This window comes from Synechococcus sp. PCC 6717 (assembly GCF_022698185.1).
In the GTDB taxonomy this organism is placed as follows: domain Bacteria; phylum Cyanobacteriota; class Cyanobacteriia; order Thermosynechococcales; family Thermosynechococcaceae; genus Thermosynechococcus; species Thermosynechococcus lividus.
This window is the reverse complement of sequence record NZ_JAKLTV010000022.1, coordinates 1-21,700: the sequence shown is the minus strand read 5'-3', so window position 1 is coordinate 21,700 and position 21,700 is coordinate 1. Positions and strand designations below refer to the sequence as shown.

The window sequence follows — 21,700 nt, the reverse complement described above, 5'->3', positions numbered from 1 at the left end:
CATGCCTGATGCTACGGATACCCTTGAGGTCGAGTCAACATCGCCCTTAATCGACAGTGGTTGGCGAACGATTCGCCCGTTGGGTGCCTACCAGCTTCAGGGGCTGGCATGGGTTGATCCCCAAGCGTTGTGGTTACGCCAACTTCCCCGCTTACCCTTTTGCCAAGCAACCTTGGGTGCCAGCTTCTTGGCATTGGATCGGGTGCGGGGATTTATTTTGCTCATCAACGCTGAAAATGACCACAGTGAGATTCTCAACCCCTATGCCCTTGAGCCATTTTTAGATGCTGCGGGGTTATGCCTGTTCCAAGACTCGCTCTGGTTCTGTCGTGAAGAGACCCTTTACCGCTGCTATTTACCGGATTGGCAGGTGGAGCAGGTGCTGCGCTGTAGTTACCCGATTTACGGTGTTGCCGTGGATGAAGGGGGTATTTACGTTGCCTGCCAAAAGTCTGGCTACATCCATTGCTTTGAGCACACGACGGGTAAAGAGGCATTTCGCTTACCGGCTCCTGGAATTGGCGAAGAAAATTTGGCCTTGCACGGGGGCGATCTGTGGGTCAGCGATCGCCTCGAGCAGTCGGTGTATTGCCTGAATCGCCAAACCGGTGACATTAAAGGGGTCGCCCTGACTCCCTTTGCCCAGCCCACCGCCTTGACCTTTGATAAGGCGGGTCAGCCATGGGTGGCCTATGGGGGCGACGAACCCTATTTGCGCGATAACCCCAACAACCGTGATACCCCCCTTGAGATTGCCCACCGCGATATTTGTGTGATTCATCCCCTTGTTTTTAGCTCTGGGCAACACTACACCCTCTCCAATGGCTATCTACTAGAGATGGCTTATTTGGAAGAGATTTCTCCCCTAGATGCGTGCCAACTGGATAACTTGGAGTGGCGCATTGCCTTGCCTGCTAACTCTCTACGCCAAAAACTGTTGCGAGTAGAGCCACTGGGCACGCCATTTCGGCTAGAGACGGTCGCTGATCAGCAGGTCGCCATCTTTGATTTTCCGGAGTTACGTCCCTACGAAGCCCGCTTTTTTGGCTGGCGAGCATGGTTAGAAGTACGGGGGATCAAGTATCACCTCACCCCAGCGGATATTGATGAGTCTTTGCCGCTGCCAGAGGGGTTTGCCGAGCAATACCTTGTGGACAATGATGAGCTGGCAATGGATAAGCCCATTGTGCAGGAGGCGGCGCGAGTGGCGGTAGGGACTGAAACCAACATTCTGCGCAAGATGCTGAAAATTCGCAACTATGTTTACGATCGCCTCAGCTATGCCCTGCGCCCAAAAATTGAAACCCCAGATTTAGTGCTAGAGCGCGGAGTTGGCTCCTGTGGCGAATACGTAGGGGTGCTCTTGGCTCTGGCTCGCCTAAACGGCATTGCCTGCCGTACCGTAGGACGTTATAAGTGCCCGCCGCATCCCGAACAGCGCGGTATTCCCTTGGAACCTACCTACAACCATGTTTGGCTGGAGTTTTATGTCCCTGGAATCGGTTGGCTACCTATGGAGTCAAACCCTGATGATGTGGTGGAACGAGGCCCTTACCCTACCCGATTTTTTATGGGTCTGCCCTGGTACCACGTCGAAGCCAGTAAAGGGATGCGTTTTGAAACCACAAACTATCGCGATCGCGGTGTGCGTCTGGGCGACTTAGCCCTGAATCATGTTCGCTTTACCATTCATGGGGAATTAGGGGCACCATCCACACCCCAAAGGCACAGCAGCGAGGCTTAGGGTACCCTAGAAGATAGCCTGCTAGCTAATTTTGTATGTCCCTCCATCCTGATGATCCCCTTGATCATGACCTCGCAGATTTAGATGCCGTTGTTCTCAGGCCAGAAGAAGAGCGGACTGAGCCGGTTAATATCCTAATTCGCGAGATGGATATTGACGACATTGCCCCTGTGTTTCATCTGGGTGAAGCCCTATTCACCAGTGATCTTTACCCCTCCCTGTACCGTATTTGGGATGAGTGGGAGGTGATTGGCTTTTACAATACGGACCCTGAATACTGCTTAGTGGCAGAAGCAGACACCCACGTTGCGGGATTTGTCCTAGGAACCATCATTAGTAAAGCGCCGTGGGTCTATGGGTATATCAACTGGCTAGGGGTACACCCTGACTACCAGCGGCGAGGGGTGGCCGATAAACTGGTGGATAAGCTCATTGAGCGGATGATTGAAGAGGGGGCACGGTTTATGCTGGTGGATACTGACCCGGCCAATACTCCAGCAGTTAAGTTTTTTACGCGCAAAGGGTTTGGCAATCCCCGTCGGCATGTCTTCTTTTCCCTGAATTTAACCAAGCATGAGATTTACGGTCGCTTGATTGCCTACGAGCGCGATCGCTCAGAGCGGCTCACCTATCGGCGGCCACGACGGCGTTGAGCAAACTTGTGCTTGGCGCATTCAAGATTTTATTGTTCTAGTTCCCTTGGAGGTTCGTTGTAGCGTGACTCGTTTTCCCTTCACTCGTTCCACAGTGCCAGTGCCCTCCCATATTCACTATGAATCGCTGCTGCAGATTTTAGAGCAGGCTTCACTCACATCGCTCCCTCCCTCATCCCCTGCCTACCAGCAACTACATGCAGCCGTAATTCATTTGCGCAAAGCGCTGCGCCTGCAAAAACAGTTTGAAGAGGAGTGGCAACTGACCGGCGGCACCGTAGATTATCAATGGTCTGTGAACCGCCATCTCCCTAAGGATTACAACACGTAGCCCAACCCCAACAGTAAACTACTCCAAAAATGAAGTTGTACAGCAATAAATTTCGACTCTTTGATCTGCTCTGGTACAGCGTGAAAGTGGTGTAACCGCTGGCATAAATAAATCGCCCACGGCAGGGAGCTAAGGGCAAGAAGGGTTGGCCATGGCACCTCCAGCCACACGACACTCGCTACCAACCAAGCATAGAAGACAATGCAGCCTCCATAGACGAACTGAGCACTGCGAGCCGTTCCCAGCCGTACCACGGGCGATCGCTTCCCTGCGGCAATATCATCGGCCACTTGGTGAAAGTGAGAGCAAAACAGGATGAGGGTTGTTGTCAAGCCATTCAACACGGCTACCGGCAGAATGCTGCTGGACCATGTTTGGGTCTGGCTATAGTAGGCTGCGGCGATCGCCAGCGGACCAAAGCACACAAAACAAATCGGTTCACCAAGGCCAAGGTATCCTAAGCGAAAGGGTGGCCCTTGATAGCTGTAGCCCAAAGCGCAGCATAGCAGAACCATGACGAATACCGTTGCATCCTGTTGCCACCAGCTAATCGCCATAATCGCCACTAGCCCTAGCCCGAGGCAGAGGTTGCTCAAGCCAAAAATGACCTCCTTTTTACCCGTTAAATTGACCACTGAGTGGTACTTGTGGCGGTCAATTCCTGTCTCAGCGTCAAACACATCATTACTGAGATTCAGCCAGACAAGAATAAGAACTGCGGCACTCAAAAATAGGCCAAAGGGGAGTAATTGTAAGTGTCCCGTTTGCCGCCACGCAATGGCACTGCCTAACCAAATGGGCATCACCGCCACACTATACATCGGCAGCTTAATCGCCGCCCACCACAAACGGAAACGATCCTTGCTGTTTGCCTCAATCACACGCTTCACAGTGTCAGACTGCACCAAAACAGCATACCACCCAACCTAATGCCCATAGATTTCCCGCTTGGCCGCAAGAATGGCTTGCCGCAGCGCTGGGTTACTGAGTTTGTAACTATAAACCCCCAAATCTCGGGCGATCGCCACCAATTGCGATCGGTTGAGCGCCTCCAAATCCGCCAACGTCAAACACGCGATCTCTGGTTGCGGAGGTTGCAGTTGAGCTTGCAGAGCCACCACCTGCTTTTCCAACGTCGTTAAGCGTTGTAGAACTGTTGGGCAAGTGAGTTGTGGTGGCTGAAAATGCTGCTGCAGAATAACGCGGATAGCTTGACTCAACGAGCCGTACCCCTGCTGTGCTTGCCAACACTGTAGAGCCGCGTAAAGCTCCGGATCAAGACTAAGGGCAACTTTCTTACGAGACATAGACAAAACCTAAAAAAAACCGACAAACTTACTTGCAGTCTGTCGGCTCGTTGTGTGTTCCCTGTTGATGACTCGGATAGTACTGAGTCATATTCTAGTATTACTGATGTCGCAGCAAAATGCCAGTGACGGTGATCACAACTTAAGATGAATCCTTTGTGCTCTCAAAACTAGTTTACTAAGGGTTGCCACCGTACCCCTTAATAAAAAATATAAATATAAATATAATCTTTTCAATAATCCTGAATAATTAATGCTTACCCATCTACCCCAACCTCGATACATCCTATCAGAGTGGGACGCAATTCAAGGGCCACACTCTATGCGCTAGCATGAGCGTTGGATAATTTACTGAGGAACATGAGATGGATTCGCTTTGGAGTAGTGCTGCGATCGCCTACCTACACTACCTCAGCTTTATGGTTGCCTTTGCGGCATTAGTGGTTGAGCACCTGACGTTGCGCAAAGAGTTGGAACTCAAGCAAGCATGGCGCCTCGTCATTACGGATGGTCTTTACGGCATTGCTGCCATTACCGTACTGGTGACCGGAATTTTACGAGTGTTGTACTTTGGCAAAGGCACAGCCTACTACCTCAGCAATCCTGTGTTTCATCTGAAGGTTGGCTTTTTTATCCTTGTAGGGCTTCTCTCCCTCTACCCAACCATTTCCTTTTTGTTATGGCTCAAACCACTTCGGCAAGGGCAAGTGCCCACCCTTGAGTTAGCGGCGGTGCAACGCCTAACTTGGGTTATCCGCGCTGAACTGGCATTTCTCAGTGGTATTCCCCTTTTGGCAGCTATGATGGCACGGGGGATTGGTCTCGATTGGGTTCAGGGCTGAATGGGTAATTGATAGCCCAATCTTAGTGCTAAATTAGCGCAGAGCCTTAACGGGAGCGATATTGGGCGTAGCGATCGCCAAGCCAAGGCCAATTGACCACCTGCCACCACGCTTCTAAGTACTGATCGCGGCGATTGCGGTAGGTGAGGTAGTAGGCGTGCTCCCACAAATCATTTCCCAACAGGGGTATATCCCCCCGCATCAGGGGCGAGTCTTGGTTAGGAGTGGTATAAATTTTCAGGCGGTTTTCGGGGGTCAACACCAGCCAGACCCAACCACTGCCAAACTGGCGCAGGCCAGCCGTCTGAAACTGGTCTTGAAATTCGCTAAAGGAGCCAAAGGTGGCCGCAATGTCGTCAGCTAAGGCACCTGTGGGTTCGCCGCCCCCTGCGGGACTCATGCTCTGCCAGAAGAGGGAATGGTTGGCATGGCCACCCCCATGGTTACGCACGGTGGTTTGAATCGCAGCGGGGAGTTGCCCAATGTGCCTCAGCAGGTCTTCAATTGGTAGTTGCTGCCATTGGCGGTAGGGGGCAAGGGCACGATTCAGGGTTTTCACGTAGGCGGCATGATGCTTGTCATGGTGCAATTCCATGGTTTCAGCATCAATGTACGGCTCTAGGGCATCGTAGGGGTAGGGCAAGGGCGGCAGGGTGTAAGGTTCAGGACTGTCTTGCGCCCAGGCAGGCGAGGTCGGTAGCAGGGTGAGGGTCGTGGCGCTGAAGAATAACCGTAGGGTTTGACGACGACTGAGAAGCATAACAGAATACAACTCTTTTTTTCAGATTAAACTGCGCTGAGTCGCTGGAGAAGGGCATGGGCAATTCGCGCACCAGCACCCGCCCTGCCCATGCGCTCTACGCCATTGTTGTAAGCCTGTTGACGTTGGGTCGCATCTTGCCAGATTCGGTAGAGGGTAGGCATCGCATCACGCGGATCCTCAAGGTAATAAAGGGAGGAGCCAAGTAATTGCCGCTGACGGCGGGCAAAGGCGCGGGKAAATTGAGGCCCCTGCCCCGCAAAGGTGATCACGGGCTTTCCTAAGCCCACGGCTTGCTCTGTGGCTGTTCCGGCTAGGGCAATGCCACCATCGGCCCAGTGCAAAAACTCCCGAAAGTGGTGCTGGCTCAGTATCAGTTGTAGGTGGCCATACTGCCGTGCTTGGGCAGCTGCTAACGGACTGGGCATCCCCTGCCACTGGCCAAGGCTCTCCTCAAAAACGCCAATCTCTAAACCGGGACTGATGGCCGCTAGAAGCACGATCGCCTCATCGGCATAGGGGATGAGACTATTGAGAATTAGTTGCCAGTTGCGGTAGGCTTCAGGGGCGCGGGAGCCGGGCAATAGCACAATGGTCTTGGGGTGAAAGGGGGACGGCTCCGGAGGTGGCATCACCAAGTCCAGCATGGGGTTACCACAATCATTGGCGGCAATACCTAAGCGCTGCAACCCCTGAGCAGTACGCGAATCTCGCGGAAAGACTCCCCAGCAGCGCCGCGATCGCAACAGCCACTGCTCCCAAGGCAAGTAATCACTGCCCGCCCAGCCTGCGCCCCACCAAGCGGCACCGTCAAGGTAATAGTCTGATTTCGCTGTGCCCACAAAGCTGTAGGGACAGCCGCTGAGGTAGGCAAAGAGCAGCGGCACCACATCGCCTACAGCTAAGACATGCCCCCCGTCCTTAGACCATTGTTGCAGGGCACTGAATTGCTGGCCTAAAAGGGAGACCAAACCCGCCCGCAGATCCTGCCACAGTTGCCGCCAATCCATGTAGATAAACCCACCGGAGGGCAGAGTTTTGCCCGTTTGCAGGAGTGGAATGCCGCAGCGTTGGTACGCCAGACCTTCGCCCACTAAGGGGAGTGCCGTCATCTCCATCTCGGGGCAACCTTGTTGCAACGGTTGCAAAATAGCGGTGGCGATCGCATCTTCGCCGTGGCCATTACTCACACACAACAGTCGTCGGCGGGACGCACTCATGCCTTCATTGCTGCCAAGGTAGCGTTGAACAACGCCCAATCGTTCTCGGTGTCAATAGCCTGCCAAATGGTCTCAATGCGAGGTTGCGTCAGGATCACGAGAGGATTGGCTGCCGCTAGGGTGGCGGGGATGGCGTTGCGCTCTTCTGGCGTAGCCTCCTGTAACAGTTGCACGTACGTCGCCTTCCATGGCCCCAGTAGGGTCTGATCAGCGCTAGACAGGGTCGGACTCTCCCGGAAAATATGCCCAGCATCCACAACCCACTGCGCTGAAAACTCCTGCCGCAGGCTGACAAAAAACTGTGGATAGCTGATGGTGCTACGGCTGAGAAACTCTTGCGTCTGCTCCACTAGCAGGGAGCCGCGCTCCACGGGTAGCGTCTGCCAGCCGAGACGGCGCAGCATTTGTTTGAGGTAGGTGTGGCGGCAGCGATCGCCAAAGGATTGCAGAGCTGCTTGCATGGCCTCAAGGGGCATCACAAACGACAGGGGGGCTTGCAGCTTTTCTAAATTCCAAACACAAATAGCCGGCTGATTGCCGTAGGCATAGCGACCGTAGTAATCAAAATAGGCCGCCGTAAAGCCCAGATCGTAGCGCTCTAAAAACCTGTAGGGGCCATAGTCAAAACTCTCGCCGGTAATGGCCATGTTGTCGGTGTTGAGTACGCCATGGCAAAACCCCGCTGCCAGCCATGTTGCCGCCAAGTCCGCCGTGGCTGCCACGAGTTCCCGATAGAATTGGCCATACCGCTCTTTAGGATCAGAGATCTCCCCCAGATGGGGATAGTAGTAGTGAATAACATGATCTAGTAACTGGCGAATTAAGTCTGGTCGCTTCAAGTAGTGCAGGCGTTCAAAGGTGCCAAAGCGAATATGGGAGCGACCCAAGCGTACCAAAACACTAGAGCGGGTTGGCGATGGCTCATCTCCCCGCCACAGGGACTCCCCCGTTTCAATGAGGCTGAGACTGCGAAATGTGGGCACCCCCAGCCGATGGAGTAGTTCACTGGCCAGTACCTCGCGCACGCCTCCTTTGAGGGTCAGCCGCCCATCCCCTCCTCGAGAATAGGGGGTTGTGCCCGATCCTTTGGTTCCTAGATCGTACAGGCAACCATCGACACCGCGAAATTGGCCGTAGAGAAACCCTCGCCCATCGCCTAAGCGGGGGTTGTACTCCCCAAATTGGTAGCCGTGGTAGCGCATGGCCAACAATGGCTCTCGTCCCTGAAACTGGCCAAAGGCTGCAATGAAGTCACTATTCGTAACGCTGGCAGGATTTAACCCCATCAAAGGCAGCAGATCATCATTGCGAAACCGCAGCCAGTGCTCCGGAAAACTCGCTGCTTGGACTTCGTCCCAATACTCAGCCCCAAGGGAGAGAAAGGCAGGCTCGTAGGCAAGGGTTTGAAAGGCGTGGAGGGGCATAGCGTGTTTTGACACTCCCACCGACTAAAGTCGGGGGATTCTTACGTAGTCCACAAACGAACTCGTAAAGGCGTGAGCAAACCGCCCCTACACAGTTCCTTGAGGCAAAGCCCCAAAGTTCTGCTTACTTGTAACGACTGTCGCCGATTGGGTTTTTCACCAAGGATGGCGATTAAGTATAGATTAGCACAGAGTAACTAAAGTTGCTAGGTAGCTTTTCCTCCCCGTACTAAAGTACGGAGCTACCAAGCTAACCCTCTGTGTTTCAGGATAGGTTGGGAACAGTGTGCTATGGAGCAACGATACCCTTGGCAAAAACAGCGGTTGGTATTCGTTACTGCCACGGTGGTGAGCCTACTGTGCGGGTACCTTAGGCCGCTTGTGGCCAACCCAACCCCCTTGATAACAGACCCAATAGTTGCCCCCCTGCGCCTAGAGATTAGCTTATCGCGGCGACAAATGGTGCTATATCAGGGGCAAACTCGCCTGCGTACCTACCCAGTGGCGGTTGGCCGACCGGGCTGGGAAACGCCGCTGGGGCAGTTTCAAATTCAGGAGATGATTCGGGATCCGGCATGGAAAAACCCCTTCAATGGCTCAGTGATTCCTGGTGGCCATCCTCGTAATCCCTTGGGGCGGCGCTGGATTGGTTTTTGGAGCGATGGCAAAAATTGGATCGGGTTGCACGGCACCCCTAATCCTGACTCTATTGGGCAGGCAATTTCCCATGGCTGTGTGCGCATGCACAACCGCGATATTGAAGAACTGTTTGAAAAAGTTCGCCCCGGAATGCCAGTGATTGTGGTGCGTTAGAACGGTGCGGTCAGGGTGGCACCGAAGGAGACCACTGCAAGGGCATCCACTAAGCCGTGGAGGACGACTCCACCCCACAGGCGCTGAGTACAGGCAAACATAAGACAGTAAAACAAGGAGGCAAGGGTTGCCAAGGCAATGTAGATCAGGCGATAGGCCACCACCGGCAACTCAACGCCACTGCCGGGGGTATTACCCATGTGCGCCACTCCGAACAGAAGGGCACAGATGAGAATCGCTCCCCAAGCGATCCAAAACGGGTCGTGGCGATCGCCCCCCCGCTGCTGTAGGGTATCGCGGATTAGAATCATTAAGCCACTGCGAAACAGGACTTCCTCAAAAATGCCAACGCGCATTGAAAAAAGAACAATATACACGAGCAACTTAGAGAAGGGGGGCGCAAGGTTAAATTCTTCAAGGGGAAGAAAACCTAACAGGCTACCGAGGGGCACTAGGGTGGCCAAGGCAACAATAACCATGATCCCTAGCAAGCGAGCGTCTCCCCAGCGAGGTTCAAAGCTATAGCCAAAGTGCTGCCGCCCTAAGCCGCTGCCAAAAATAACAGCCAGAATAAAGAGTTGCAGGGCAATAAATGAACCAAAGCGAAAGTGAGGTGTAGAAAACCAGTAGAGAGTAAAGATGCATACTGCCGCTAGGAGGGCATCCTTACCCTGTAGTCCCACAGGGCGGGGTGAGGTCGGCGATCGCCCGTGTTGCCAATCGCACCACGCGCACAGCAGTAAATAGAGCGGTGTGATGATGAACCCTTCGGTTCGGTACGTGGCAAAAGCCGGTGAAATCAGCGAACTATGGCTCAATAGCAAATACACGGCGGCAGTACTCACCCATCCCCAGCGCTCAAGACCAGAAAGGGTGCGATCGCGCAGTAAAAAAGGCACCCGCAGTGCCGCAACAGAACCCACGAGAAAGAAAATAAAATTCAACCACCAAGGATCAGCCACAATGAGATGGCTTAGCACGCGTCGCCACGGAAATAGTGACGCATGGGGTAAATGGTAAGCCACCGCCACGTAGAGGCTCAAACCTAAGACGAACTGCCACTGCCAGCGACTCGCCATAGCGGTCAAGGATCGCCAGCGATCGCCTTTGGGAGTGGCCCACCACAGTACCGGAACGCCACCAATGACAACCACTGCGGCTGCTTCAACGAGGCTTTCCAGCCATGGCCAGGGCTGCTGTGCCCAGTAATGGAGGTAGAGAAATTGCGCCCAAAACCAAAGGAGACCAGCTAACAGAGCCGTGTATTGCTCTCGCGTGCCATTGAAGCGCGCTAACGCTAAAAAGGACTGGGGTGCTCTGTAGAGCCAATGGTAGAACTGAAGGAGAGGATTGGGGGTCATGAAAGACTACAGTAACCGATGACGACTGGAGTAGAGTTATAATCAAGGCTCATCAAAAAATCACTCAATTTCTTTGCCCTAAGCGCAACCGTTGATCTTTATTCTTTCTTGACACTGTATTGGCTGGTGTTTACCATGACCACCCCCACTCTCGACCGTACTGTGTTGACCGCCCAGCTCACTGACCTTGAAACCAAGGCATTAGAGGCGATCGCCCACGCTGCCGACCTCGACAGCCTTGAGCAACTACGGGTTGCTTACCTAGGCAAAAAAGGAGAACTGTCCCAAATTCTAGCCTTAATGGGGAAACTTCCCGCTAGCGATCGCCCCCACATTGGCAGCTTAGCGAACACCCTCAAAGAAAAACTGCTGCACACCCTTGAGGAGCGCCGCCACACCCTCCACACTGCTAACATTGCTGCCCAGCTTGCTGCAGAAAGCCTTGATGTGACAATGCCAGCGGTCTTTCGCCCCCAAGGGCACATTCATCCCCTCAACAGCACCATAGACCGCATTATTGATATTTTCGTGGGCTTGGGCTACACCGTGGACGATGGGCCTGAAATGGAGAGCGACTACTACAATTTTGAGGCGCTGAACACCCCTGCCGATCACCCCGCACGGGATATGCAAGACACATTCTACTTACCGGATGGCAATCTCCTGCGAACCCATACCTCTTCGGTGCAAATTCGTCACATGGAGCTAAACGATCCGCCCATTCGCATTGTTGCCCCCGGCCGTTGCTACCGCCGCGATACCGAAGATGCCACCCATGCCGCCGTCTTCCATCAAATTGAAATTTTAGCCATTGACGAGGGACTCACGTTTACTGACCTTAAGGGCACTGTCAGTACCTTTTTGGCGGAGCTCTTTGGCGATGTGCCGATTCGCTTTCGCGCTAGCTATTTCCCCTTCACGGAACCCTCAGCAGAGGTGGATGTGCAGTGGCAAGGACGTTGGCTGGAAGTCATGGGCTGTGGCATGGTAGATCCAGCAGTGCTCAAAAATGTCGGCTACGATCCGGAAATTTACACCGGCTTTGCGGCAGGTTTTGGTGTCGAGCGGTTTGCGATGGTGTTACACCAAATTGATGATATTCGCCGCTTTTACACCAGCGATCTGCGCTTTCTGCGTCAGTTTTAGGGGGGAGCCTTGACGGAACCACGCCTATTAGCAGTTCTCAATGGCAAAGGTGGCGTAGGCAAAACCACCACGGCCATTAATTTGGCCGCCACCTACGCCGAGCAGTACAAGGTGCTACTAGTCGATACCGACCCCCAAGCCTCGGCAACTTGGTGGTTTCAGCGCCATGGTCAAGGAATGGGGTTTGATCTGGCACAAGAAGTTAACCCCAAGCTCCTCAGTAATGTGCGCAAGCTGTCAGGCTACGAGTTAATTGTGGTGGATACTCCCCCTGCTTTAGCCTCTAGTGCCTTGGCGGCGGTGGTGCCGATCGCCGACTATGTCGTGCTGCCGACCCCCCCTGCCCCCATTGATTTAGCTGCTCTCATTGAAACGGTGAAACAAGTGGTTCAGCCCGCCAACGTGCCCCACCGCGTCCTCCTCACCCGGGTCGATCCCCGCTGTGTGGCCGAGGCACTTGAAGCTCAAAATACGCTGTTGCAGTTGGGGGTTGCGGCCTGCCACTCCTTTATTCGCGCCTACAAAGCCCACGAGCGGGCAGCTCTTGATGGGGTTCCCATTACCCAGTGGAAGGGAAAGCAAGCTAAGGAAGCGCAAGCAGACTACCGCCGCGTTGCCGAAGAACTACAGCGAGATTGGAGATAGACTCCTTGGAACACCACAACCTCAGCGATTTGCTGCGGGCAGAAGCAGCCAAGCAACCCCGCCCTCGCCCCAAGCGCAGTAGCCAGCCCACCAAGGCAGAGTTGACCGCTCAATTGGCGACGATGGCGGAGGCATTAAACGCGGCTCAAGCCGAAGCGGCAAGCTACGGGGCAGAACGTGACCAGTTACGGCAAGAGGTACACGACTGGCGCGATCGCTATGCCCAATTACAGGCGGAACTCGAGCAGCTACAGGCCACCCATCGGGAGCTACAGGCAGAGTTTGAGGAAGCCAAACAGGTTATTCGCGAGCTAACGGCACCGCACCCCTACCGGTTTGAAGATGTTGGCTTTAAGCCCCTTGTGAACGAAATCCCCACCCCCAATCCCGAGGCTGCGCGGCTAGGGGATGCAGAAATCGGTTGGTTTGATTAGAGGGTAGTCCTAAAGATGTAAGGATAGGGAAGACGACGTTACCTCAATTACATCCTAGCAACGACTCCGCCGACCCGCCCTCGCTGTCACTCCACTCATATCGTCAAGAACCGCAACATCCACAATGGGAAGCAGACCTGTAAGTGCCGTAAGTGCGCTAGACAGTTTGTGGGAGTGTCAGAACCTTGACTCCAGAGTGACGTCAATGAAAACTATCAGAACGTGCCGCGCTAAGTGAACGTCCGAGCTAAGGTGTTGCTGAATGTGGCCATGAATTCCCCTCATCCTCAACCTTTCTCCCTAGGGAGACCCTCATCCCCAACCCTTCTCCTTGGGGAGAAGGGAGCTAAGAGTCTTGTTCCCTCTCCTCTGGGAGAGGGCTAGGGTGAGGGCGGCAAAAGACTCAAATCCGATGCAACCATACGCGAACTGCGGTTATGAAGAACCGTGAAAATACGCATACAATCCTTGTGAAAGTTATTGCTACTATAGTAGGCAAGCCATCCAGCCCCCAGACAAAACCTATGGTCAACACATCATCTTCTTCTGCCCGCAAGGCGATCGCCCTGCGGAAAGCCGGTAACCCTACTGAGCGTTCCCTTGTTGCCTCTGGCTATGCCAGCCTTGAGCAAGTACGCGAAGCCATGAATACCGCCCGCAAAACGGGCAAATCCCTTGTGGTTGCCTTGCAAGAGATTACTGGCACCACCATGCCACCCGATGTGTTGCGTCAGTACCACAAACAACAACTCTTTGAACTCAAGGTCATCTACGGCGTTGACTGTCTTGATCCGGAACTCAACCGCTTTCCCACTGAGCAAATTGAAGAGTTAGTGAATACAATTTTGCCGGTAGATACCTGCCGAACCTATCAAGCTATTCCCATTGCCAAGTACCCCAACGCCGATCCCCCCTATGTACTCGTGGCAATGGTCGATCCCGACAACCTACAAGCCATCGATAACATCAGTCGTATTCTCCGCGGCCATAACTTTACCTTGAAGCGGATGGTGATTACCCTTGAAGACTACCAGCGACTCATTGATCCAATTCTCAACAAGCAAGTAGCAGAAACTGCTGCCAGCAAACATGCTCCAGCCGCCCTAGGTGATATTAACATCGAAGAAGACATTGAGGCCATTGGCGGCTTAGATGACGTTCAAGAGGGTCAAGAAGTTGACCTTGCCGATGCCCTACGGGGTGCTGAGGATGCGCCAATCATTGCCCTTGTCAATAAAATTCTGGCTAAAGCCCTCAACGACGGGATTTCCGATATTCACATCGAACCCCAAGAAGAGTACCTGCGGGTGCGCTTCCGTAAAGATGGCGTTCTCCATCAGGCCTTTGACCCTCTTCCTAAAAAAATTGTGCCTGCGGTCGTCTCGCGCTTCAAGATTTTGGCGGATCTCGACATTGCCGAGCGTCGTGCCCCCCAAGATGGCCGCATCCGCAAAATGTTCCAAGGTCGCCGCGTGGACTTTCGGGTCAACACCCTGCCCAGCCGCTGGGGTGAAAAGGTCGTCCTGCGGATTCTGGATAACTCAGCCACCCAATTGGGGCTTGACAAACTCATTACCGATCCTGAAAGCCTAGCAATTGTCCGCGAAATGACGAAGCGACCCTTCGGCTTGATCTTGGTGACGGGGCCCACAGGGTCTGGGAAAACCACCACCCTCTACTCTGCCCTAGCGGAGTGTAATAGTCCGGGGGTAAACATCAGCACCGCTGAAGACCCCATTGAATACTCCCTGCCCGGCCTAACGCAGGTACAGGTCATCCGTGAAAAAGGGATGGACTTTGCCTCCATTCTGCGTGCCTTCCTCCGTCAGGATCCGGATGTCATTCTGGTGGGGGAAACCCGCGACAAAGAAACCGCTAAAACCGCCATTGAAGCAGCCTTGACTGGTCACTTAGTCTTGACAACGCTGCACACCAATGATGCAGCCAGTGCAGTGGCGCGCCTCTCGGAAATGGGTGTAGAGCCTTTTATGGTTTCAGCGTCCTTGATTGGCGTGGTCGCCCAGCGGCTGATGCGGCGGGTGTGCTCAGAATGCCGTATTCCCTACACCCCTACTCCCGAAGAGCTAGCGCGGTTTGGTCTATCGGCCTCCAAAGGAGTGAATCTGACACTCTATAAAGCCAATAAACTCACTCCCGAGCAACTCCAAGCCGCCAAAGCCAGTGGCCAGCCAGTCTGCAGCAAGTGTGGTGGAGTTGGTTACAAAGGCCGCTGCGGGGTCTATGAAATTATGCGGGTTACCGAACGCCTACAGACCCTAATTACCGAAGGTGCCCCTACCGAGCGCATTAAAGAAGTGGCTGTCGAAGAGGGGATGAAAACCCTCTTGGCCTATAGCCTAAACCTTGTCAAAGAGGGGGTAACCACCCTTGAAGAAGTGGAGCGGGTAACCTTTACAGATACCGGTCTCGAATCAGAACTCAAAGCAAAACGTAAAAGTTCATTAACTTGCCGTACCTGTGGTGCCGAGGCTCAGCCCGAATGGTTAGAATGCCCCTATTGCCTGACGCCCCGCTTTATCGATTAGTTGCCCCTGAAATTGCAACCCTATTCTTACCCCAGTGACCTAAAACGAGGAATGGTGTTATGGATTTAATGATTGAAGACTTAATGGAGCAAGTGGTCGCCAATGGTGGCTCAGACTTGCACATTTCGGCAGGGCTGCCCCCTTACATTCGCATCAGTGGTAAGTTAACCCCCACGGACTATGAACCCCTCACACCGGAGCAGTGCCAACGGCTGATCTTCAGTATGCTCAATAACACCCAGCGCAAAAACCTAGAACAGAACTGGGAACTGGACTGCTCCTATGGTGTGCGCGGCTTAGCCCGTTTCCGGGTCAATGTCTATAAAGATCGCGGTACCTACGCTGCCTGCTTGCGCGCCCTGAGCTCTAAAATTCCTACCTTTGAGCAGCTCGGCCTACCCAACATTGTCCGCGAAATGAGTGAGCGACCCCGGGGGCTAATTTTGGTGACCGGTCCCACAGGCTCAGGGAAAACCACCACCCTAGCGGCCATGATTGACCTGATCAATAAAACCCGTGCTGAGCATATTCTCACGATTGAAGACCCCATTGAATTTGTCTATGAGCCGATCAAGAGCCTGATCCACCAGCGTCAAGTGGGCGAAGATACCAAGAGCTTCTCCAATGCGTTGCGGGCCGCTCTCCGGGAAGACCCCGATATTATTCTGGTGGGTGAGATGCGGGACCTGGAAACAATTCAGCTTGCCATCTCAGCCGCAGAAACTGGTCACTTAGTTTTTGGTACCTTGCACACCAGTTCGGCCTCGCAAACCGTTGACCGGATGGTGGATGTGTTCCCACCAGAGCAACAGCAACAAATTCGGGTGCAGCTCTCGAACTCCTTAGTGGCGGTCTTTWKTCAGACCTTGGTGCCGAAAAAGAACCCCAAGCCCGGTGAGTTTGGCCGTATTATGGCGCAGGAGATCATGGTGGTCACCCCAGCCATTTCTAACCTTATTCGTGAAGGTAAAACCTCACAAATTTATTCCGCCATTCAAACGGGGGGTAAGCTAGGAATGCAAACCCTAGAGAAGGTCTTAGCCGACTACTACCGTGCTGGGATCATTAGTTATGAAGCGGCAATGTCGAAGTCGTCACGGCAGGATGAGTTGCAACGTCTCATTGGCACTGGCACTCCTGCTGCTGCTGTTCGTTAGTTGGTAAGTACACGTAGGGTCAATAGGGAACTGGGTTATGGCAACCTATGAAGTTCGGGTACGGGATGCCCAAGGCAAATATAAAACCGTACGGGAAGAAGCAACAACGCCGCGCGAAGCTCGCATGGCCTTGCAGCTACAGGGGGTTCAGGTTCTCGAAGTAAAGGAGGCCAAAAAACTCTCCCTTAAGTCCGATCTAGACCTGAGCTTTCTGTCTAAGATTACGGTGAAAGACCGCGCTATTTTCGCCCGCCAGTTTGCAGCCCTAGTGAATGCAGGGGTAGCCTTAGTGCGGGGGATTGGTGTGCTGGCGGATCAGGCAACCAACCCGAAAATGAAGAAGATTTTGATGGCGGTCAATAACGATATTCAACAGGGGAGTACCCTTGCGGATGCGATGCGACCTCATCCCGCTGCCTTTGATAGTTTGTTTGTGGCGATGATCCAAGCGGGGGAAACAGGGGGGGTGCTCGACGAAGTGTTGAATCGTCTCTCTAAGCTCCTTGAGGATCAAGCTCGGCTGAATAACCAAATTAAGTCTGCCTTGACCTATCCAGTGGTGGTGGGCGTGCTAGCGATAGGCATTTTCTTGGGGATGGTCATCTTTTTGATTCCAGTCTTTCAGGGAATTTTTACCCAGTTGGGAGGGGAACTGCCGCCCTTTACGGCTGCCATGGTGGCGTTGAGTGAATTTCTGCGCACGCCCCAATACATGGCGCTCTTAATTGTGACAGTGGTAGCAATTGTCTTTGGTATTCGGTTTTATTACAAGACGCCTAATGGACGTTTAACCATAGATGCCTTGCTGCTGAAGCTGCCTCTGTTTGGGGACTTGGTGGAAAAAACGGCAGTGGCTCGGTTTTGTCGAACGTTTGGGTCGCTCTCACGGTCGGGGGTTCCCATTTTGCGCTCCCTTGAGATTGTTAGTGCCACGGCTGGCAATCAAGTGATTTCCAATGCGATTGATCGGGCAGCCAAGGAAGTACAAACGGGGGGGATGCTGAGTATTGCTCTGCAACAGGAGCGGGTCTTTCCGGTGTTAGCCACCCAGATGATCAATGTGGGCGAAGAAACCGGTGAACTGGATAAGATGCTCATGAAGGTGGCTGACTTTTACGAGGATGAGGTCGAGCAGGCGGTAAAATCCTTAACTAGTGTGATGGAACCCTTGATGATTGCGGTGTTAGGGGGTATGGTAGGCTCAATTCTGGTAGCGATGTATCTACCCATGTTCAAAATCTTTGATTTGGTCAAATAGTCTGCGACTCATGGGGCATCTTGGGCAATCTCACTACGAGGTGTTGGATGTGCCGCCAAGTGCGTCGCTGGCGGATATTCGTCGTGCCTATCGGGAAAAGAGCAAGCTCTACCACCCGGATACCACCACACTGCCGGTGGCGATCGCTCGGGAAGAATTCCACCGTTTGAATGAAGCCTATGCGGTGCTCACCAATGCTGAGCAGCGGCAGTGGTATGACCTGCAATTACAGTTACGGTCTAGCCGTAGCGGTGGTGTTTCTAGCCCACCCAGTCAGCCGAGTCCACAGTTCTATAGGGCAGCGCGCCCCCAAGGCGATCGTCCCCTCTCTGCCGGAGAGCTGTTTGCCCTATTCATTTTGGGGGTGACGTTTGTTGGCTGCTTGCTCCTTGCGGTGATTGTTGGGTTCTCGCAGCAGGGGCAAGAGTGGATTTTACAGATTGTTAACAACGTAGCAGCGTAACATGACGACTCTTCCCACTGCAAATACGCCTTTATACAATCATGCGTTGCCTCAGCTTGAAGAGTGGCTACGGCAAAAGGGATGTGTGCAGAATGACACCGATATTCATTGCTGGGATATTGATTATCCGCAATGGTCGGCACAAATTTGTTTGGATATTGAAGAACTGCAAGTGGTGTACCACGATCGCCTCGAAGGGACGACCATTCAGCGATCGTTTAAGTACTCCCTTGCCCGCTCTGATGTTGAAGACGCTATTTTTGCTGGCCCCTAGGGGGGATGCTGCCAAAACCAATCGGCGATCGTGGGGTCTGCTGTTTCGGCGGTGGKAGGGKTCAATAGGATAATTGCTTGGTGCAGGGGTTGAGACGACAGCCGCCGTTGCACCCGCTGGGGAATGCCATCACCGTAGTAGAGGTGCCCCCGTCCAGCCAGCACAACGATTAAGCGCTCAGGGTGCTGCTGATGATAGTCGGCAATGGCTGCGGCCATGGTTTCATCCCATAACACCTGTGCTTGATAAAAAAACTCTATATTCACGCTGTGGCTGCGACCTTCGTGAGCCGTGCCAAAAATCTCGGCAAGGCGATCGCGGTAGCGCGTGTTGCTTAGATCAATCTCTTCAAGGGGGGGAATATGGTGCAAATCGCCATGCTCTAAACTCTGCAACCCTGAGCGTGCCACTTGGCGGGTAATTTCCGTAGGGGTGTTGAGGGCAATCAGGGGAATGCGGTGCTCCTTAGCAAAGCGAAACATAGGCGCGTACAGTGACCATGGAAACCCCCAGCGCTGCGCGTACTCCGTTTGAGCAAGCAATTCCATTTCGGTTATTTCACCAGCAATATAGGCATCTAGGGCTGCTTGATAGGGACGCTGAATCATTTCAAGGGCGATCGCCAACGGGCGGCCACAGCGGTGTACTGCTTGCAAGATCGCTAACTGAGCATCATGATCCGCAGAGCTATCGTGGGTTTCGCCAAGGTAGAGAATGTGGCTGTGCTGCCACTCTCTCAACGCTGCTTCTGGTTGCACAACAGCAGCACCCTGCCAGACCTGTTGGGCTGTGGCCAAAGCTGGCACTCCTAGGAATAAGGTCAGAGCAAAGGGTACCATTAAGCGCCGCCACCGGAGCAAGTGGCACTGTGCTTGGATAGACTGTCTCAAGGGGGATGTCAAACGGTAGAATATCTGCCAAGATCGAAGTAGAATCGCTGCCGACACTAAGACAGCCATTTTACGTTCCGTGTTCCTCTCTGGATTATCACCTGCAAAAAAACGCTGAAGCAACTATGCAATCTCCCCATCCACTTGAACTGACGGATCCCGTCACTGTTGAGACCGGCAGCCATCACCCTGAAGTGAATGGTAACGCACTTGTCAAAACTGAGGCTGCTCCGTCAGAACTGGTGAAGCCAGATCCTCGCTTAAGCGATCCTCGGGCTGAGGCGCTTAGACAGATGTTGGAGCGTCATCGTGGCAACCGCCAGCTTGTGATTTTGCAAGATTTTCCGGATCCAGATGCACTCTCCTCCGCTTGGACCTATAAGCTTATCGCCGAGAAATTTGACATTCAGTGTGACATTGCCTACGCCGGTGCCCTCAGTCACCAAGAAAATATTACCCTTGTGCGCCTGACTGGTATGCCCTTGGTGCGTTGGAATGTTCAGGGGGCAAAAAATAAAGATCAGCGAGACTGCTCCTGCTATCAGGGCTACGTTTTGGTCGATAACCAAGGAACCACCAGCCAGTTATTACCCATTGTGCAAGAGGCCGGGCTACCGGCGATCGCGATCATTGATCACCACAACCTCCAAGAAACGATTCAAGCCGAATTTACCGATATTCGCCCCACCACCCGTGCAACCGCCACAATTCTGACCCAGTACCTCCAATCGGGACTCCTCCCCCTAGACAGCAGTAACCCTATTCACGTCAAGTGCGCCACTGCCCTGATGCATGGGTTGCGATCCGATACAGACTGCCTGAAGCAAGCAAAAGAGGAAGATTTCCTAGCGGCGGCCTTTTTGAGCCGCTACATCGACTATCAGCTCCTCAATACCATCCTGCAATCCCATCGCTCGAAGCAAGTGATGGACGTGATTGAGCGTTCTCTGAAAAATCGCTCCATTCACAATAACTTTTCTATTTCTGGGGTGGGATATATTCGCTACGAAGACCGCGATGCGATTCCCCAAGCAGCAGATTTCCTCGTTACGGAAGAGAATGTCCATACTGCCGTCGTGTATGGCCTCGTTCACGATGAAGATGAAGAGGTTGAACTGATTATTGGATCCTTGCGAACCACGAAAATTACCCTTGATCCGGATGAGTTTATCAAGGAAGCCTTTGGTAAAGATCGCCAAGGGCGTTTCTTTGGGGGGGGACGTTCCCAAGCGGGAGGGTTTGAAATTCCGGTAGGGTTCTTATCGGGTCTCAATGAGAATGCTGAATACGCTAAGCTCAAGTGGAATGTTTATGACACCCAAATCAAGCAGAAACTGCTCCACTTAGTGAATCCCAAAAATAACGTTCTCCATGGTACAGAGTAACTTCGTGCTAGGAGACCCTCAACAATACTATCAATAGGCTATATGTCAGAGCTAACTCTTTTGCTGGTTCGCCACGGCATTGCGGTAGAGCGTGATGTTTTTACAGGCACCGATGGCGATCGCCCCCTCACTGCTAAAGGGGAACGGAAAACGCTCCACGTGGCTCAACGCTTACTCGAAGTTGGCGTAGAAGGAGAACTCATCCTCAGTTCACCCCTGCTGCGAGCACGCCAAACCGCTGAAATTTTACTTGAGGCGGGGGTGGCCACTGAGCTGATGATCTCAGATCTGTTGACCCCTGTCGGTAGTTTTAATACGTGGCTAACTTGGTTAGCGCATTGGCGACACGATCACGATGGAACATTAATCCTTGTCGGTCATGAACCGAATCTCAGTCACTGGGCTGAGTTTCTTCTGTGGGGGAAAGCCTTGGGACATTTGCAACTCAAAAAGGCGGGCATTATTGGCCTCAAGGTACCGCAGACAGATCCTGTAGCAAATAGTCAGCTATTCTGGCTGACATCCCCAAAATTTTTCGTGACCAACAGGAGCGCCTCTTAACCCTCTTAACAGGGATCATCTTGTATAGCACCGTTTATAGGAGTGATGTGGGCGGGCTAAAACCCCTCCGCTTTAGCGAGGGGATACAGCCAACTCAGGGGGCTTTAGCCCTCTCTATGTGTTAAACTAGAGACGTGGAAAGTAGGCGTATCAACTACGCGAAGAAACATCCTAGTACGGAGAAATCCCGGCAAGTAAGTCACTACCGCTTTGGCGGCAAGCCTAAACCACTGCAAGCAATGGCAGGATGTTGAGCGTATCGAATTGGCTAGTGTTGAAAAGCGCGAAACCACGAACCGAAACATAAACGTAGTCCCAATAGCAGAAATGCTTGAGGTGAGTAGGGGGTCTTTGACTGCCCCCACCCGCATTAAGTTGTGGGTGACAGCTCAAGGGAAAAGCGAAGCAACGCGGCTTCGGCCCGTTGCGCAGCATCCGTTGGGAATCCCCTCTCTTTCAAGGAGGGGAGAAGTCAAACCCGGTATT

At 53.1% G+C, this 21,700-nt stretch carries 23 protein-coding genes; 16 read left to right on the top strand and 7 right to left on the bottom strand.

From position 1 onward, the window contains the following. The first annotated feature begins 1 nt into the window (after position 1). The 3 genes from L5470_RS09755 to L5470_RS09745 all read left to right on the top strand — a co-directional run bounded on the left by L5470_RS09755 (position 2) and on the right by L5470_RS09745 (position 2,728). Complete coding sequence (locus L5470_RS09755; protein WP_499499710.1) at positions 2 to 1,744, top strand: transglutaminase domain-containing protein; 1,743 nt, start codon at positions 2 to 4, stop codon at positions 1,742 to 1,744. Between the two features lie 35 nt (positions 1,745 to 1,779). Beyond that, positions 1,780 to 2,397, top strand: a complete 618-nt coding sequence (locus L5470_RS09750) for a GNAT family N-acetyltransferase (protein ID WP_099799384.1) — start codon at positions 1,780 to 1,782, stop codon at positions 2,395 to 2,397. Positions 2,398 to 2,461: 64 nt separating this feature from the next. Further along, on the top strand, positions 2,462 to 2,728 hold the full coding sequence (locus tag L5470_RS09745) for a DUF5340 domain-containing protein (RefSeq protein WP_099799385.1): 267 nt from the start codon (positions 2,462 to 2,464) through the stop codon (positions 2,726 to 2,728). On the opposite strand, the gene menA is transcribed toward L5470_RS09745, so the two are convergent. Beyond that, positions 2,716 to 3,549, bottom strand: a complete 834-nt coding sequence (menA, locus tag L5470_RS09740) for a 2-carboxy-1,4-naphthoquinone phytyltransferase (protein WP_376787946.1) — start codon at positions 3,547 to 3,549, stop codon at positions 2,716 to 2,718. The two genes, L5470_RS09745 and menA, sit on opposite strands and share 13 nt — an antisense overlap. Positions 3,550 to 3,654: 105 nt before the next feature. Then, entirely contained in the window at positions 3,655 to 4,035 is a 381-nt protein-coding gene (locus L5470_RS09735) for a hypothetical protein (protein ID WP_099799386.1), read from the bottom strand. 365 nt (positions 4,036 to 4,400) lie between these two features. Between L5470_RS09735 and L5470_RS09730 the strand changes: the two genes are divergently transcribed. Next, entirely contained in the window at positions 4,401 to 4,877 is a 477-nt protein-coding gene (locus tag L5470_RS09730; RefSeq protein WP_499499707.1) for a DUF2214 family protein, read from the top strand. 46 nt (positions 4,878 to 4,923) lie between these two features. Here the strand turns inward: L5470_RS09730 and L5470_RS09725 are convergent, their stop codons facing one another. The 3 genes from L5470_RS09725 to L5470_RS09715 are packed head-to-tail and all read right to left on the bottom strand — an operon-like array spanning position 4,924 to position 8,281. Continuing rightward, positions 4,924 to 5,637 carry a superoxide dismutase gene (locus L5470_RS09725; protein ID WP_099799388.1) on the bottom strand — a complete coding sequence of 238 codons (714 nt, stop codon included), beginning with the start codon at positions 5,635 to 5,637 and terminating at the stop codon, positions 4,924 to 4,926. Positions 5,638 to 5,663: 26 nt separating this feature from the next. Beyond that, positions 5,664 to 6,857, bottom strand: coding sequence for a lipid-A-disaccharide synthase-related protein (locus L5470_RS09720; RefSeq protein WP_499499704.1), 1,194 nt, complete (start codon positions 6,855 to 6,857; stop codon positions 5,664 to 5,666). Next, a complete protein-coding gene (locus L5470_RS09715) occupies positions 6,854 to 8,281 on the bottom strand; it encodes a protein adenylyltransferase SelO (protein ID WP_499499702.1) in 1,428 nt (475 codons plus the stop codon). The genes L5470_RS09720 and L5470_RS09715 overlap by 4 nt, the downstream gene beginning before the upstream one ends. A 291-nt stretch (positions 8,282 to 8,572) precedes the next feature. Between L5470_RS09715 and L5470_RS09710 the strand changes: the two genes are divergently transcribed. After that, a complete protein-coding gene (locus L5470_RS09710; RefSeq protein ID WP_099798971.1) occupies positions 8,573 to 9,094 on the top strand; it encodes a L,D-transpeptidase in 522 nt (173 codons plus the stop codon). Here L5470_RS09710 and L5470_RS09705 read toward each other — a convergent pair. After that, positions 9,091 to 10,455 (bottom strand): CPBP family intramembrane glutamic endopeptidase, encoded by a 1,365-nt coding sequence (locus tag L5470_RS09705; RefSeq protein WP_099798970.1) that lies wholly within the window; start codon positions 10,453 to 10,455, stop codon positions 9,091 to 9,093. The genes L5470_RS09710 and L5470_RS09705 overlap by 4 nt on opposite strands. A 135-nt stretch (positions 10,456 to 10,590) precedes the next feature. Between L5470_RS09705 and pheS the strand changes: the two genes are divergently transcribed. From pheS to L5470_RS09660, 9 genes are all read left to right on the top strand, one after another. Beyond that, on the top strand, positions 10,591 to 11,601 hold the full coding sequence (pheS, locus tag L5470_RS09700; RefSeq protein ID WP_099798969.1) for a phenylalanine--tRNA ligase subunit alpha: 1,011 nt from the start codon (positions 10,591 to 10,593) through the stop codon (positions 11,599 to 11,601). Between the two features lie 9 nt (positions 11,602 to 11,610). Beyond that, positions 11,611 to 12,246 carry a ParA family protein gene (locus L5470_RS09695; protein WP_099798968.1) on the top strand — a complete coding sequence of 212 codons (636 nt, stop codon included), beginning with the start codon at positions 11,611 to 11,613 and terminating at the stop codon, positions 12,244 to 12,246. A 5-nt stretch (positions 12,247 to 12,251) separates the two neighbouring features. Continuing rightward, on the top strand, positions 12,252 to 12,680 hold the full coding sequence (locus L5470_RS09690; RefSeq protein ID WP_099798967.1) for a hypothetical protein: 429 nt from the start codon (positions 12,252 to 12,254) through the stop codon (positions 12,678 to 12,680). Positions 12,681 to 12,731: 51 nt separating this feature from the next. Then, entirely contained in the window at positions 12,732 to 12,869 is a 138-nt protein-coding gene (locus L5470_RS09685; protein ID WP_455650735.1) for an IS1/IS1595 family N-terminal zinc-binding domain-containing protein, read from the top strand. A gap of 335 nt (positions 12,870 to 13,204) precedes the next feature. Next, positions 13,205 to 15,226 (top strand): GspE/PulE family protein, encoded by a 2,022-nt coding sequence (locus tag L5470_RS09680; protein WP_099798966.1) that lies wholly within the window; start codon positions 13,205 to 13,207, stop codon positions 15,224 to 15,226. A 59-nt stretch (positions 15,227 to 15,285) separates the two neighbouring features. Beyond that, positions 15,286 to 16,383, top strand: coding sequence for a type IV pilus twitching motility protein PilT (locus L5470_RS09675; protein WP_499499698.1), 1,098 nt, complete (start codon positions 15,286 to 15,288; stop codon positions 16,381 to 16,383). A 37-nt stretch (positions 16,384 to 16,420) separates the two neighbouring features. Beyond that, positions 16,421 to 17,641: a type II secretion system F family protein gene (locus L5470_RS09670; RefSeq protein WP_099798964.1), complete on the top strand. Its 1,221-nt coding sequence runs from the start codon at positions 16,421 to 16,423 to the stop codon at positions 17,639 to 17,641. After that, on the top strand, positions 17,625 to 18,104 hold the full coding sequence (locus tag L5470_RS09665; protein ID WP_499499696.1) for a J domain-containing protein: 480 nt from the start codon (positions 17,625 to 17,627) through the stop codon (positions 18,102 to 18,104). The genes L5470_RS09670 and L5470_RS09665 overlap by 17 nt, the downstream gene beginning before the upstream one ends. Before the next feature lies 1 nt (position 18,105). Further along, complete coding sequence (locus tag L5470_RS09660; RefSeq protein ID WP_448514827.1) at positions 18,106 to 18,378, top strand: DUF3143 domain-containing protein; 273 nt, start codon at positions 18,106 to 18,108, stop codon at positions 18,376 to 18,378. Here L5470_RS09660 and L5470_RS09655 read toward each other — a convergent pair. Further along, positions 18,375 to 19,268, bottom strand: coding sequence for a ChaN family lipoprotein (locus L5470_RS09655; RefSeq protein ID WP_499499694.1), 894 nt, complete (start codon positions 19,266 to 19,268; stop codon positions 18,375 to 18,377). The genes L5470_RS09660 and L5470_RS09655 overlap by 4 nt on opposite strands. A gap of 125 nt (positions 19,269 to 19,393) precedes the next feature. On the opposite strand from L5470_RS09655, the gene L5470_RS09650 reads away from it, so the two are divergent. Both L5470_RS09650 and sixA read left to right on the top strand, forming a co-directional pair. Then, positions 19,394 to 20,653, top strand: coding sequence for a DHH family phosphoesterase (locus tag L5470_RS09650; RefSeq protein ID WP_099798961.1), 1,260 nt, complete (start codon positions 19,394 to 19,396; stop codon positions 20,651 to 20,653). Positions 20,654 to 20,695: 42 nt separating this feature from the next. After that, a complete protein-coding gene (sixA, locus tag L5470_RS09645) occupies positions 20,696 to 21,214 on the top strand; it encodes a phosphohistidine phosphatase SixA (RefSeq protein WP_099798960.1) in 519 nt (172 codons plus the stop codon). Positions 21,215 to 21,700 lie beyond the last annotated feature (486 nt).